The organism is Levilactobacillus tujiorum, from assembly GCF_012641185.1.
Lineage (GTDB): Bacteria > Bacillota > Bacilli > Lactobacillales > Lactobacillaceae > Levilactobacillus > Levilactobacillus tujiorum.
The window spans coordinates 66,786-81,844 of sequence record NZ_JAAXLK010000005.1 but is presented as its reverse complement, the minus strand read 5'-3'; the positions used below and the strand labels follow the sequence as shown (position 1 = coordinate 81,844).

General features: G+C 46.5%; 13 protein-coding genes and 1 riboswitch. Of the genes, 2 read left to right on the top strand and 11 right to left on the bottom strand.

Annotated features, from left to right (window positions below; translation table 11 throughout):
• The first annotated feature begins 20 nt into the window (after nt 1-20).
• Entirely contained in the window at nt 21-1,061 is a 1,041-nt protein-coding gene (locus HF569_RS03725) for a zinc-binding dehydrogenase (protein ID WP_168901373.1), read from the top strand.
• A 291-nt stretch (nt 1,062-1,352) separates the two neighbouring features.
• Here the strand turns inward: HF569_RS03725 and HF569_RS03720 are convergent, their stop codons facing one another.
• From HF569_RS03720 to HF569_RS03710, 3 genes are all read right to left on the bottom strand, one after another.
• Complete coding sequence (locus HF569_RS03720) at nt 1,353-1,667, bottom strand: MFS transporter (RefSeq protein WP_168901372.1); 315 nt, start codon at nt 1,665-1,667, stop codon at nt 1,353-1,355.
• 55 nt (nt 1,668-1,722) lie between these two features.
• Entirely contained in the window at nt 1,723-2,769 is a 1,047-nt protein-coding gene (locus HF569_RS03715; RefSeq protein WP_168901371.1) for a proline racemase family protein, read from the bottom strand.
• A gap of 117 nt (nt 2,770-2,886) precedes the next feature.
• Entirely contained in the window at nt 2,887-3,978 is a 1,092-nt protein-coding gene (locus HF569_RS03710; RefSeq protein ID WP_168901370.1) for an alcohol dehydrogenase family protein, read from the bottom strand.
• Nucleotides 3,979-4,270: 292 nt separating this feature from the next.
• On the opposite strand from HF569_RS03710, the gene HF569_RS03705 reads away from it, so the two are divergent.
• Nucleotides 4,271-5,173, top strand: coding sequence for a LysR family transcriptional regulator (locus HF569_RS03705; RefSeq protein WP_168901369.1), 903 nt, complete (start codon nt 4,271-4,273; stop codon nt 5,171-5,173).
• A 236-nt stretch (nt 5,174-5,409) separates the two neighbouring features.
• On the opposite strand, the gene HF569_RS03700 is transcribed toward HF569_RS03705, so the two are convergent.
• The 8 genes from HF569_RS03700 to HF569_RS03665 all read right to left on the bottom strand — a co-directional run bounded on the left by HF569_RS03700 (nt 5,410) and on the right by HF569_RS03665 (nt 14,521).
• Nucleotides 5,410-6,288: a DMT family transporter gene (locus HF569_RS03700; RefSeq protein ID WP_168901368.1), complete on the bottom strand. Its 879-nt coding sequence runs from the start codon at nt 6,286-6,288 to the stop codon at nt 5,410-5,412.
• Nucleotides 6,289-6,726: 438 nt separating this feature from the next.
• Nucleotides 6,727-7,197, bottom strand: a complete 471-nt coding sequence (ribH, locus tag HF569_RS03695; protein ID WP_168901367.1) for a 6,7-dimethyl-8-ribityllumazine synthase — start codon at nt 7,195-7,197, stop codon at nt 6,727-6,729.
• Nucleotides 7,184-8,416 (bottom strand): GTP cyclohydrolase II, encoded by a 1,233-nt coding sequence (gene ribA / locus HF569_RS03690; protein ID WP_168901366.1) that lies wholly within the window; start codon nt 8,414-8,416, stop codon nt 7,184-7,186. Before ribA ends, ribH begins: the two co-directional genes overlap by 14 nt.
• 1 nt (nt 8,417) lies before the next feature.
• Nucleotides 8,418-9,020 (bottom strand): riboflavin synthase, encoded by a 603-nt coding sequence (locus tag HF569_RS03685; RefSeq protein WP_168901365.1) that lies wholly within the window; start codon nt 9,018-9,020, stop codon nt 8,418-8,420.
• Between the two features lie 2 nt (nt 9,021-9,022).
• Nucleotides 9,023-10,087 (bottom strand): bifunctional diaminohydroxyphosphoribosylaminopyrimidine deaminase/5-amino-6-(5-phosphoribosylamino)uracil reductase RibD, encoded by a 1,065-nt coding sequence (gene ribD / locus HF569_RS03680; protein ID WP_232842552.1) that lies wholly within the window; start codon nt 10,085-10,087, stop codon nt 9,023-9,025.
• A gap of 142 nt (nt 10,088-10,229) precedes the next feature.
• Nucleotides 10,230-10,365: riboswitch (FMN riboswitch) on the bottom strand.
• A 310-nt stretch (nt 10,366-10,675) separates the two neighbouring features.
• Nucleotides 10,676-11,629 carry an NAD-dependent epimerase/dehydratase family protein gene (locus HF569_RS03675; RefSeq protein ID WP_168901363.1) on the bottom strand — a complete coding sequence of 318 codons (954 nt, stop codon included), beginning with the start codon at nt 11,627-11,629 and terminating at the stop codon, nt 10,676-10,678.
• Nucleotides 11,626-12,009 carry a MerR family transcriptional regulator gene (locus HF569_RS03670; RefSeq protein WP_168901362.1) on the bottom strand — a complete coding sequence of 128 codons (384 nt, stop codon included), beginning with the start codon at nt 12,007-12,009 and terminating at the stop codon, nt 11,626-11,628. The genes HF569_RS03675 and HF569_RS03670 overlap by 4 nt, the downstream gene beginning before the upstream one ends.
• Nucleotides 12,010-12,289: 280 nt before the next feature.
• Entirely contained in the window at nt 12,290-14,521 is a 2,232-nt protein-coding gene (locus tag HF569_RS03665; protein ID WP_168901361.1) for a MucBP domain-containing protein, read from the bottom strand.
• Between the last annotated feature and the right edge of the window lie 538 nt (nt 14,522-15,059).

The following is a 15,059-nucleotide window of genomic DNA, read 5'->3' as shown; positions in this document are numbered from 1 at the left end:
AAAGCCTAGGAGGCCAAACAATGAAATCTACCATTTTTATGGAACCCGGAAAAGTCGAAGTTGAAGATATTCAAAAACCCACGATTCAAGCCAGTGACGATGTGATCATCCACGTTGTCCGGACTTGTGTCTGTGGCTCCGACTTGTGGGCTTACCGCGGTCTAGAAGACAAGGCGGCTCACTCAGAAAACTCCGGTCATGAAGCGATCGGAATCGTTGAAGAAGTTGGATCAGACATCACCACGGTTAAGCCTGGCGACTTTGTCATCGCCCCATTCACTCACGGTTGCGGTCACTGTGCTGCTTGCCGTGCCGGTTTTGACGGCGTTTGCCAAAATCACACGGATAATTTCAGTAATGGCGTACAATCCGAGTACATTCGTTTCCAACACGGCGAATGGGCCTTGGTCAAGATCCCTGGTCAACCCGAAGATTACAGCGATGCTATGTTGAATTCATTGTTGAGTTTAGCAGATGTCATGGCTACGGGTTACCACGCCGCTCGCGTGGCCAACGTCAAGACCGGTGATACGGTCGTGGTTGTCGGCGATGGTGCCGTAGGTCTGTGTGGTGTCATTGCCGCCCAAATGCGCGGTGCCAAGCGGATTATCGCGATGAGCCGGCACGCAGATCGGCAAAAGTTAGCCTTAGAGTTTGGGGCGACAGATATCGTTTCCGAACGGGGTGACGAAGCCGTTGCCAAGGTTAAGGCCCTGACTAATGATGCCGGTGCCGATGCGGTCTTGGAATGTGTCGGGACTGAATTGTCCAACGATACGGCCATGAAGGTTGCTCGTCCAGGGGCTATCGTCGGCCGGGTTGGTCTGCCGCATGAACCTAAGATGGACATGACCACGTCCTTCTACACCAACACCATCATTGCCGGAGGCCCTGCTTCTGTGACTACCTACGACAAGCAAGTTCTGTTGAAGGCCGTCTTAGACGGTGACATTCACCCAGGTAAGGTCTTCAACCAACAATTCACGTTGGCTAACATTAATGACGCTTACCAAGCCATGACTGACCGTAAAGCCATCAAGTCATTGGTCGTTATCCAGTAATTTCAAGCTAATCATCAAGCCAGCTAAGACCAGCACCACGGTCTTAACTGGCTTTTTGGTCTAATCAAACTGAAAAATAGATAGCATAGTTGAACCCAATCGCCTTACCGTTCGCCAATTTTGGGCTGTAACGCTGTGGGTGGACGGCCTAAGCCACAGAGCGGTCTTAGGCCTCGCTTTGAGCCGCAGATCACGTCTCAAAGACGCCATTTGCCAAGAAAGAACACTTGGCAAATCCCACGGCTGAGCCCAAAATTGACTCACTCACGGCTACACAGTGACTATCAATTATCATTGACTAAAACTGTATGGAAACGTCATGTACCACAACGTAAAGGCACCACCACAAATACCAGAGGCGATAATCATTTTCTTTGAACTGATACGGTCAGCCAAAAAGCCACCAAAAAAGTAACCAACCAAACTCGCAATTCCAACGGCACTTGACAGTAGTCCTAACTGAGTATTAGTAATATGCAGCGCCTGAATAACTTGATCATAATACACTTCCCGCAAGTAAGGAACGTTTGCAATTGCTCGGCCAAAGAAAGCCAATAATACAATCATCAACCACTTACGTGCCGGTTTAATTTCTGAAAGTTCCAAGAGCGGTCACTTCCTAACCTGAAATTAACAGACTGCGTTGCTCCACCCATCATTACTACCAAATGTCACCGATCTTAAAGCCTTCAGTAAAGGGATCATCTTCGTCTAAGACCCACTTGCTGTAACCATAGATCCAGCCGTGGCCTGAGATTGTTGGTACAATCGCCTTTTGTCCATGAAGCTCCGTATCCTCAATTGCCCGACCTTCAAATCGAATTCCCAGCAATCCTTCATTAACAAAGGGTTCATTTAATTTCAGCCGACCCTTCGCATGCTCAATCGCCATTAGGGCACATGTCCCAGTACCACAGACTCCACGATCTAAGGCGCCTTTCCAGGTTTCTGGCTTATCAAAATCAACTTTGCCGGATGGATACCAGTTTGCCGACTTCATATAAACGTCGGGATCATCGGATGGTTCATGCATCATCGACAAGGTAATTCCAACTCCGGGATAATCAGGGTGAGCAACTGGCAATTGTTCCTTAGCAGCTGTGGTGACTAGCGATGAAATCTTAGCAATTTCACCACCATTTTCGGGCGTTAAATGTAACCCAAACTGCGTCGCATCGATACACGTGTAGAACATGCCACCCCAAGCAATATCGACAGTCACCTTGCCCAAATGTGGAACCTCAATTTCCTTATCCAAATAGACCGGAAAAGCTGGGACATTCTTAAAGGTCACATTGGTCACTTTCCCGTGATCACAATCGGCCTTAATATGAATTAGACCAGCGGGAGCTTCCAAGTTAAATTCACTGACTGGCTCGGTCATTGGCACCAACCCTGTTTCTAGCAAGGCTGTGGCTACCGCAATCGTATTGCCCCCACTCATCATCGGGTACTCCGTTTGTTCCATAATAATATAACCCGCTACTGCTCGTGGATCCTTCGCTGGTACGATTAAATTAGCGCACGTTGCCGGGATTCCCCGGGGCTCGCGCAACATTAGTTTCCGAACCTGATCATCATTTTTAGACAGCCATTCTTCCATCTCATAAACTGAATTACCTGGAATAGAAGGAACGCCACTCGTGATAACCCGCATCGGTTCACCTTCGTGAAACTCTACTGCATCAAACATTCTTTTAAAAGCCATATTGTCCATGTCCTTTCAAAGCACTAGTTTCGTCGCTTATTCGATTAATCCTGTGTTTTGCTACTTTCAAGATGCTATTGGAAATTAGCTTACTTTTCTCGCCACTATATCATCGCTTTAGTCAGCGACATTTAAGACAATTTTTCCGATGTACTTCTTCGAAAGAAATGCTTCCTGCGCCTTAACAATGTCCTTCAATTCAAATTCCTTAGCGACAACCGGTTTAATCTTACCGTCTTCGATATACTTAATTAATTCTTCGAATGATTCTTTGGACTGATAGGTTGTGCCAAACAAGCTCAAATCTTTCAAATAGACATCCCGAATATCAAGCTTAACAACTGGACCACCAATTGCGCCGCAAACACCGTACTTACCACCCTTTTTCAACAACTTAGGTAATTGTGGCCAGGACTCACCAGCAACCATATCTAAAACAACGTCAACTGACATTTCGCCTAACGCTTCCAAGAAATTATCACCACGATGTAGGATCTGATCAGCGCCGTATCCTTTAACCCGTTCTTCTTGACCAGGATCGACAACCCCAATGACCTTCGCTCCCCGGACCTTAGCTAATTGAACCAAAGCCGAGCCAACACCACCGGATGCGCCAGTAACTAACACGGTATCGCCGGCCTTAACACCAACCCGCCAAACCAAGTTATTAGCGGTTCCATACGAGCAAGGGAAGGTCGCCAATTCGCTATCTGACAAATTCGAGTCAACAGCAAACGTCTCGTCACTTAAGGCAGTCGCATACTCCGCGAAGGCGCCGTCGCATTCAGATCCCCAAGTGATACAATCAAATGCATTCTCAGTATTAGGTTCCGCTTGAACACTTCGAACCAAAACCCGTTCACCAATTCGAGCCGAATCAACCCCTTCGCCAACTGCGACAATGGTGCCACACCCATCCGCACCTTGAATGCGAGGAAATTCTAGCGCCTTACCCAGCCAAGAACCATCTTTGTTGACGTCTTTGAATCCAGTTGCGCCACCTTGATTAGTTCCACTCTCAACATTCTTAGAATACCAACCAATTCGGGTATTAATATCCGTGTTATTAACGGCAGCCGCACCGATTTTGATCAACACTTCACCTTTTTTAGGGGTTGGCACTTGAATATCAGTTCGGTAGTCCAATTGGTCGAAACCACCAAAGCCTTTTAATTGTACACCATTCATTTTCTCTGGAATTGCTGTCATAATAGAAAACCTCCTGATAAGATAAAATAATAAAATGCTTTTCCGGATGCACTTTACCGCTTTGCTGGATGAATTCATCTGTTATCACAGTTTCATTATTGCCGACACTTTGTGAATAATCAATCAAGATAATTAGGATGTAGCATTCAATATTTTTGAATATACGATCCCCACTGGCTTAAACAGACATTGAAGTACCGATAATTTACAATTTGCTCGTGAATTGACTATCAAAATGTTATACTTAATGACTACGTAACCGCTTACAGTTCTATTCAAGGAGGCCCTTGCATTGGCTGATTATCTAAATCTTGATTATTTACATACATTCGTCGTCGCCGCAAAGACTGGGAAGCTAACCACAACCTCTGACATCGTCTATCTGTCTCACTCAGCGGTAAGTACCCAGATAAAAAAATTAGAACATCATGTCGGCGCAACCTTATTCATTCGGAATAAAGATGCCCTAACCTTAACTAAACAAGGCCAAACACTGCTTACCTACGCTAATCAACTCCTTAATTTAAATGACACTACGTTGGCTAAACTCAAATCAGACGACTGGGTAGGTAAATTGGTCATTGGCGTTCCCACTGATTACGCTGCATTTTATACCCAAGAAATATATCCGCGATTGATGCAGCATCTACCAGACTATACAATCTCAACGGTCTGCTCACGAAGCCGCGTACTTCGCTCCCAAATTGAAGAGGGAACGGTCAATTTCTCAATTGCGGCCATGGAATCCCAATTTCCTGATGACATCGAATTATGGGAGGAACCCCTACACTGGGTCTGTTCAAAGTATTTTGACCTTGACGCTTATGACCGCCTTCCTGTTGCCCTTTTTTCTGACAACTGTGTGATCAATGACTATTCGCTATACTCACTTCGGAAAAGTCAACAGGACTTCCAAGTCACCTTTACCAGCACCATGATGGACAACGTTGCTGCCTGTGCTAAAGCCGGTTTAGCAGTCGCTTTACTACCACAGTCTTCAATCACTGATGACTATCAAATTATTCCAGAAGATCGGCTCAGTTGCCCCTTCACTCTAAAAATTGGTTGCACGTGGAATCACAATAAACCGATTGCGACCGACTTACGTAAAAAATTAATTGATTGCGTAAAGGATGCCGTTCGTTCTAGCATTTACAACTCAGACGCTGTATCAGATAACGACACGCCATTTTAAAAGTCATTACTTAAATCTAAAATAGCCAGCAGAGTGGATAGATTTACCCACTCTGCTGGCTATTTGACGATATATTTTAGGAATTTACTTTTACAATTTTTCAACTCTTTTAGAAGCCACCGCGCTACACTTCATTCTCACGCAGACGCTGTTAACTTCCGACTATCAGTTCACATTGCCTTAACCGCAAATTAACTGCGATAGAACGATGCATACTCAAAAAAACTGGCAAATGATCAATCATCGAAGCGTATCGCAACCCACACGCTGCCAATGATTAGGATGGTCCCCAATAAGAATCCCCAAGTCAGACCTTCATTTAAGAACAGCCAGCCCAACAAGGTACCTACAATCGGTTGTAATAGGAAAAAGATTCCTGAACTACCAGCACTGACTAGCTTTAGGCCCTGATTCCACATCACGAAGGCTAAAGCCGTTGAAACGATCCCCAAATATCCCAGACAAGCCATGACCACTGGATTCAAGAAATCAATTCCCAATAGAACTTGCCGGTTGACTACCATGATGGGCGATAAACACCCGATCGCAACCAATGTCGACATGATGGTTACTTGCAGCGTACTGTAGTTGCCCGCTAATTTCTTGATCAAAACCGACATTAACGCCCAGGTTAGTGCCGCTAATACCAGCGACAAGACCCCCAGTAGGACGTGGCGGCCCGTTAAATGAATCCCCACAATACAGATGACACCAACCGTTGCCATGACGACTGAGATTATCTTGACCTTCGTCAGCTTTTCTCGTAACAACCACCAAGCGAATAAGATCATAAACGTTGGCGTAGCTGAGGTGATGACCGAGCCCGTTTGCGCTGTTGATAGCCACGTCCCAGTTTCTTGAGCAACGATTGAAATCGTATTGCCGATGAGGCCAATCAAGAAGATCAGTCCCAAATCCGACTTGTGAATCGACCATCGCTCTTTTCTAAGCCAAGAAACCAGTAACAGCACCACGACGGCCACCAAATACCGCAACCAAACGAGTTCTACCGGTGGGATATACTGAACGACAATTTTAACCACCACAAACATGCCACCCCAGATACTAGCCGACAAACTGAGCAACAAGGGACCTAACCATTTTTTATTCTTCATTATTTTCCTCCGCATTAGATTTTCAAATACTGAAATCGTCAGCGGAAACAACGCCGCTGACTAGCGGGTTGTAGGAACATCACATTCACATAAAGGTGCGTAGATCATACTGCTCATCTCCTTTTAAATAATCTTGTAAATCGTAACACAGTTCCTTAACGCGTATCAACCCAGCTCTAGCTTAACGCTACGTGGTCATTTAGCTTAGGCGGCAATTGATCACATCAAGCCCATGTATCACTAGTGTCAGAGCATTAAATTCTTATAAGCAATTTCATGATATGAGCTAATTCATCAATTTATAGCACATTATAATCAAAGAACGTCACCGAACCTTACCTAGCGTTCGATGACATCTTTTCTTCAAATAAGGGTCACTTCAACCAAATCCCAATCAACATTTACGCCTCAATCCGGCTTACACGCATTAACAAGCCATCAGATTTGATCGAGTTGTGTATTCAAACTCACCATTTCTAAAACGCCCAAGGCACAGTCTGCACCTTTATTGCCGGATTTCACGCCGGCCCGGTTGATGGCCTGATCTAAGTTTTCAGTCGTCAGCACACCAAACATCGTGGGTACTCCGGTTTCCAGTTCGACTTGGGCGACTCCTTGGGTGACACCACTACAAATATAGTCGAAGTGGGCCGTTTCGCCACGAATGACGGCGCCTAAGGTGATCAGCCCGTCATAGCGCCCTGATTTCGCCAGCTTTTGTGCCATTAAGGGAATCTCAAAGGCACCCGGTACCCAGACGATGTCAATATCATCGGCGCGGACACCGTGCTGAAGCAGCATGTCCTGGGCGCCAGTCACCAATCGCGACGTTAAGAAATCGTTGAAGCGAGCGACCACTATCCCAATCTTTAAGCCCTTACCATCGTAATTTCCATTAAAAGTTGTCATGTGTTTCCTCCATTTCGGGTGCTAAGGTTAATTGATGATGAAACTTATCTCGTTTAGTCTGCAAATAGCCCTGATCGTGGGCATTAGCCGGAATCTCTAGCGGTACTCGTTCGACGACCTCAATGCCATATTCAGCCAACTGGTCGATCTTATCTGGATTATTCGTCATCAAGCGAACTTGGGTAATCCCCAGTTGGTGCAGCATCATCGCCGCGCGATCGTACTGGCGGGCATCCGGCTGTAAGCCTAACTGAACGTTCGCGTCATACGTGTCGACGCCCTGCTCTTGCAGATGGTAAGCCCGTAATTTATTGGCGAGACCAATGCCGCGGCCCTCTTGGCGTAGATAAAGTAGGACGCCGCGTTGCGCTTGGTCAATTTTAGTCATGGCCGCATGCAGCTGCGGTCCGCAGTCACAACGCAATGACCCGAAGACCTCACCGGTTAGGCATTCGGACTGTAGCCGTAATAAGACGGGTTCTCCATTCGAAATATCCCCCTGAGTGAGGGCCAGCTGCAATTGCTGGTCACCGGGGAACTGCATCCCCGTCAGCTTGAAGCTACCGCGGGACGTTGGCAAACTGACCGGTGTGAGCTGGGTCATCGCTGGCGCCGTGTGCCGAATGCGATAAGCGGCAATATCTTCCACCGTGATCATCGGCATTTGTAAGCCTTCTGCCAACGCCTTGAGTTGCTTACGTCGCGCCATTTTTCCGTTCTTCTTAACCACTTCACAAATGTAGGCGGCCGGACTAACACCAGCTAATTTGGCAAGGTCAACGGCCGCCTCCGTGTGGCCTCGGCGCTCCAGAACCCCACCGGGACGCGCAATCAGCGGAAAGACGTGCCCCGGATGGTAAAAGTCCGCCGCCTGACTCTCGCTGTTCGCCACATTTCTAATGGTTGTGGCCCGATCAACGGCGGAGATGCCGGTACTCGTCTCCCGATGATCCAGTGAAACGGTAAAAGCTGTATCAAATGCATCGTGACTGGCCGTCATCGGGTGGAAGTCCAGTCGCTGGGCAATGGTCTGATCTACTGGCAGGCAAAGCAGTCCGCGGGCCGAAGTAATCATCCGGTTGACCGTCTTAGTCGTCACTTTAGCTGCCAAGCCCACCATGTCGCCTTCCGCTTCGCGACTTTCATCGTCGGCAACAATGATGAGTCCCCCCTGTTTGAGCGTGGCAAGGGCCGTTTCGATTTTACTTTCAATTGACATCTTATCGCGTCCTTTCAAGACTGCGCTGACGAGCCAGGTATTTCCCTAAAATATCCGTCTCAATGTTGACCGGATCATCAACTTTTAAGTGACTTAGCGTTGTCTGTTGCTGCGTGTGTGGGATCAGATCCACCTCAAAGGTATCCGCTGTGACTTGAACAACGGTCAAGCTGACACCATCCACCGCGACAGATCCTTTCTCCACGAGCTGAGCCTGATACGGCTGCGCTAGGCTAAACCAGAGACGCATGGCATTCTGATCGACTTGTTGCTTGACTAACCGTCCCTGGTAGTCGATGTGTCCCAGGACAAAGTGTCCATCCACATAGCCATTAGCTTGCAAGGGCCGTTCTAAATTGACGGCTTGGTCTGGTTTTAAACTGCCCAGGTTAGTTCTGCGCACACTCTCAGGCATGACGTCCACTGTAAAAGTCGTCGTGGTCAGCTGCGTGGCGGTCAGGCAGACCCCATTAACTGCCACACTATCGCCGATTTTAAAGGTCGGCGTTATCAGTTGGGGCGCGTTGATCTGTAGCGTCAATGTTTCGCCGCGATGCGTGACATGTTGTACCCGGCCTTGTGTCTGAATAATCCCCGTAAACATGACTAGGACTCCTTTCTACGTGCTTGAATCTTAATGTTGTCCGCTAATGGCGTTACCTTTAACGATCCAAAAGTGAGTGGTGAACTCGCCAAGTGATCGTGGATGGCCGGCAGCGCGTCGCCACCGAATACCGTGGGCGCCAGATACGTCACAATTTCATCGACCAAGCCTGAACGGCTGAAGGCCGCATGCAGGTGGCTGCCGCCTTCTACCAGTAACGATTGCCAACCGTGATCAACGCAAAGTTCGGCGATCTTGGCAGGTGTCCAATCATCAATCAGAACGTCCAAATTAGCTTGTGAGCGTAACTCAGCGTCCGCCGAACTGGCACTTTTACAGAGCAGATAAGTCTGAATCGTGCTGGCCGCTGTCAACTGGGTGTTTAACGCCACCTGACTATTGGTCAAAACGACCAGTCGGACGGGCGGATAGGTCAGCGCCTGCGTCCGTACCGTCAGTGCCGGATCATCAGTCGTGAGCGTCTTTTCGCCAATCAGGATCGCGTGGAAATGCGCGCGTAAATTCTGACTATCGAGGTAACTCGCCTGGTTGGAAATGAAACTGCGCTGATTCGCATGGGCATTGATCTTGCCATCCAAGGTCATCGCATATTTCAAGGTAACCCAGGGACGCTGCTGCCGATAGAACCAGTTATAGTGCGGATTTAGCTGGCTAGCTTCGGATCGTGCTTGGTCCTCGACCGTGACCCCGTGCGCTTGTAAATAGTCTCGCCCTTTGCCCGAAACTAGCGGGTTGGGATCCAGCTGGCCAATCACCACTTTACGAATGCCCGCCCGAACAATCAGGTGTGAGCAGGGTGGCGTCTTCCCAAAATGGCTACACGGTTCCAGCGTCACGTACAGGGTCGCCCCCGCTGACACTTCATGTGGCACATCTTTCAGCGTGTCAACCTCCGCATGGTCCCCGCCGAAATGATGGTGGTACCCGCTGGCGATGACCGTGTGATCTTTCACCAACACGGCGCCAACTTGGGGATTCTGATAGGTCGCAACCCCACCCCGTTTAGCTTGCTCGATAGCGAGCATCATATAGTCAATCTTTGACAATTTTGGCACCTCCATAAAAAAACACCCGGTATCAAGAAACGATAACCGGGTGTTTTTGAGTTTGCTAAATAGACTTCGTAATAGGCACACTAAAACCAGCCACTATTGGCTTGTTCAGTGTTTCCATCCGAAACACAGCAATTTTTTTCTTCTCCCATCCTGACTTTACAGTCGGTTCCAGACTCACACTGGATCAGCCGCGTACACGCGGGTCACGGACTTCAGCCTTAAAGGCTGTCACCGTCGATCGGGAATTTCACCCTGCCCCGAAGAAATCGTATTTAGTTTTCATGAGTAAGTCTACTGATAGACTGTTAATTTGTCAAGCTTACAAAAAATTAGTTGTTATTTTTAAGAAGACCAGTAAGCCATGCAGTTCTGACAGAAACTCTGTCTTCAGCTCATGCTAGATTTAAATAACAAGGAGAAGATGAACGCCTTCCGATATGTCCACAAAAATCCAGCAAGCTGATTCAAACTTTGTAGAAAAATAGACCGGAACACCACAATAAAATCGACTTTCAGAACTTATATCATCCTGAAAAGTCGATTTTTATTGTGGTGTTGCATCCGGCTCTGCCTAAGGTTCTAATCTACTCTAATAACACCACGGTTCACAGCTCCTTGGACACTCAGCTCAATTGTTTCTTCCACCGAATACTGTGGGTGATACCCGATGAGTTTCTGGGCATTCTCAATGCTATACTGACCGCTGCGGGCAATATGATAATAGGTCTTATCACTATCCACCGGACTATCTAGTTTGGCAACCCAATCAGGCCATGGTAAAAAGTCAATCTTCGCTTCTTGATGGAAGAAATGATACATCAACTGGGCATAACCATACAGCGTAATTGAATTCGATGACACTGCATGGAAACTTTCGCCTAAGGCCTGATTTCGATGTTGAACGGCATCCACAAACTGTTGGGCCACATCGCTGGCATGCACATGATGTAAGGTCTCCATGCCAAAGTTTGGCAGTGTAATCTGCTTGCCATCAGCAATATCTTGGAAGACTTGGCTATTTTGATTGCCTTCTGGATTAATAATATCCCAACCTGGACCGGAAATTTGACCCGGCATAATCACCGTTGCTGGGAAGCCATTCTGACGATACTCTTCTTTCAGGTATCGTTCACTCTGATATTTGTTCTTACCGTAATCGTCCAACGGTGCTTTCACGCCATTGGGCTCAACTGGTAAAACTTGCGCCCGACCATGTGCCCAAACGGAAGAACAAAACAGATAATGACTAAGTTTTGTTTCTTTCAAGGCTGCTACAATTTCCTGCGTATTTTCAAACTTGAAGTTCACTAAATCGATCACAACATCGGCATCCAATTCAATCAGCTTTTTCGTGAACGCTGCTGCATCATTTCTATCCAGTCCGACAAATTTCGCTCTTTGCCAAGCCCAGTCGTCCACATAAGGTTGGCGCTCATGCCGACTGATGACGATAACCTCATTTCCCAATTTCACCAACTTAGGAACTAGATAAGAGCCAATATGCCCGTAACCACCAATAACAACAATTTTCATTTTTTAACCTCCTGTTTGGTAAAGACCCCTTCAACATGGTCATCGTAGTGCGTCAATTTTTCTTCCAGTCTGGCATAAGCTTTCTGCATATCCTTAATCCGCTGTGCCATATCGACCAGTTGGCCTTCCAATAGCTGTTGGCGCTGCTGCTTGGTTTCGGCACCATCTTTAAATAATTGATAGTACGTAACCAACGTTGAAATACCAACTCCTGAGCTACGCATACAAGTTACAAAATCAATCCACTCAATTTCATTTTGCGTGTAATCGCGGTAACCGCGCGAGTTTCGAGGAACTTTGGGAATCATTCCTGCTTTTTCCCAGTATCGAAGGGCATCAATCGAGACATCAAATTTCTTAGCAACATCACTACTTTTCACTTACATTCACCCTCATTTCTGGTTACATCATAACCTATGGTGTGCACTCCATAGCAAGGGAAAATTCAAATGATTTTTAAGAGTAGTCAAAAGGATGGTTAACTCTCTTGATCTAGCCGTATTCATTTATTTCCTGTTATTCGTTTGATATGGTACTTGATGCTCTGAACCGAAAAATACCGTCAGCTCATCCTATTGGGCCTGACAGCATTTTCAATTCAACAGGTTAAATACAAACGGGTCCGATTCCCCATGGAACCAGACCCGATCAAATATCCTTTTAATTATTGTGCTTTCGCCGTTTAAGGCCAGCTAGTCCGAGGAGCGATCCCAGAACAACTAACCCCCAAAGTGGTGAAGTCGTTTCTTCATTCGTTTGAGGCAGAGTCGTCTTATCGGTATTGGCCGTGTTGGTTAAGTCGGCCGCGTGATTGACCACTGGTTTAACACTCAAGTTGCCAGCGACTTCGACTGCTTGGCCACCGTGGTCAGTCGTTAAGGTCTTGTCGCCATCCGGTTTAGTCGTGGGTTTATCGGGCTGGTCGATACTTGGTTTATCGCCACCATTATCATCAGTAACCAGATCACCGTCACCACCGACCTTGGTGTAAATGTAAGTGATTGTTCCATCCACGTTACCAAAAGTTCCGTTGGCGTTGGTTGGTGTGGTGACTAATTCGTAGCCATCAACCGTGACAGGACTCGACGTATAACTATCTCCAGCTTGCCCCTTCAACACAACGTCTGGTGCCACTTTTGTCCCATCAGAGGTTTCGTAATGTACCGTCATCGTCACCGTTTGACTAGGCGTCGGTGTGACCGTCCCGCCGACCTTCTTGTAGACGAAGATCACAGTTTGAGCCGTGTCGGAGAAAACTCCGGTAGCATTGGCTGGCGTCTTAGTTAGCTCAAAATTATCGACGGTCTTGGCAACCGCTGTATAGTCCTCGCCGATAAACCCGGTTAAAGTTTCAGAATCGGCCACCTGTTTGCCACTCTCATCAACATACTTTACCGTGACGTTGGCCGCCTTATCCGCCTTAATGTATGGGGTTACCATTTGAACAACCGTCATCTTGTTGCCATTAAATGTCGTGGTATAAACAGCGTCCAAAAAGTAAGTATAATCTTCCGGAACCAAGTTTGGATAATCCTTTGACCAAGGATTTTCCGTCTGCCCCGGCATAATTTGATCCTTAATCCCCGTGAAAGAAATCTTGTCGCCATCTAATGAATAATCGGTAGCCCCATTCCAAAAAATACGGACGGTGGACTCAGGGTGTGATGGTGCAGTGATCGGAAGGCCAGTTGCGTTTGGAATCTCTGCCAATGTAAAGGTTAATCCTTGTGGCGCTTTAACAGGACTAACCAAGACATATTTATCTGTCTTAGGGATATAGATAACCTTGTTCTCAATGAATTGGCCTTGCATTCTCAAATCTGAATACTGCGCGGCATTTAGCGAAGAGAAGTCTGAGATACAGTCCTGCGCAATTGAAAGAGTTTTCACATTCTTCAGACCCGCGATTGGCGTAATATCTGTCAACCGTTGACCCAAGACCTCTAAATGAGTTAATTTCGTCAAGCTTTGTAATGGTGTCACATCCGTAATATCCCCTCTCATCATGTAGGGAGCATAATTCAACTGATTAGAAATGGTCAGATGCGTCAAGTTGGTTGCGTACTCCAACCCTTTAAGTGAGAACGACTGCTTACCATCAATATAAGTACCCTTGAAGAATAAATAGTTCAGCAGCAACATGTCCTTTTGCGTAATATCCGCAGCAGTTGTCCATGTTTTACCCGAGGCCGCAACATCCGGATTTTGATAGCTATAAGAACCCTGAAAAACTTCTAACACATAGCTTTGCAGCACCTTGTTGGGCATCCAAGTATCAATCGATTCATCGGCCTTGATTGCTAGGGCTGCTGGCGCGGCCACACGGGCAGTTGGTGCAGCTAGTCCCTTTCGACTAGGGGTACTGGCTACTTCTGTGGACCCATCATCAATTGAATCGCCGGTGATTTTTTTGCCAGTATCACCTACCGGATCTTCAACCAGTGCTGTCTCATCGGTCTTACTGCCAACTGGCTTGGCCGTATCTGAAGCAACCACATCGTTTTTAGAGCTATCGTCTTGATCATTGGTCTTATTATCAACCGGCTTGGTTGTATCTGGAGCGATCACATCGTTTCCAGAGCTATCGCCGTGATCATTGGTCTTATTGTCAACCGGCTTGGTTGTATCTGGAGCAACTACACTGTTTTCAGTGCTATCGTCGTAATCATTGGTCTTCGATGCACCTAATACCACCGGTTTATCCGATGTGGCCACTTTGTCCAAAGTTACCGCTTGTTCTTCCGAAGAATCTGACGTCACCGTATCCGCATGAGCCGTTTGACCACCGACAACGCTCAGAGCCAAGGAAGCTGTCACAATGCCAGCAAAAATCCATGTTTTTCCCTTCTTGTACATCTTGTAATGTTCCTTGGTACTCATCGAATTAAACATAAATAAAACACCCCTCCAAAACCGGCTATTGCTATTCAAAGAATGGTCTACCACTTAACAGCCATATAATTGTTGGGCCTAACAATGTAAGCCCTTTATACGATCAATTATAGCTAATCAACCAGCCAAAATCTAGTCCATACCCGTAAATGTTTTTGCCTTTTTATATTTAATTATTACAGGATAGCATCATACATATTTGTGAATAATTGGCGTTGTTACGGTGTTCTGGAGAAGCATATTGATTTAATGTTTTCATACGAATCATTAAATCAGTAGTTTAGGAAAGTGTTACACAGTATAAGATGTATAACTTTTTAAAAATAGTTGGTCTAACTAATCGCGCATCCATGAATGCCTTGATTTTCAGAAAAATAGTTTTGAAGACGTTCAGTCTAACCTCACTCTTTAGCTAATAGTAAAGGAGGCTGTGTTTTATGAAAAAATGAATTGACCCCCCTGAATTGGACTTTCTCCAACTCAGGGGGTTCAATTTAGAACAGACCCACTATGCTTTTTTAATCTGACCTTATTCAGC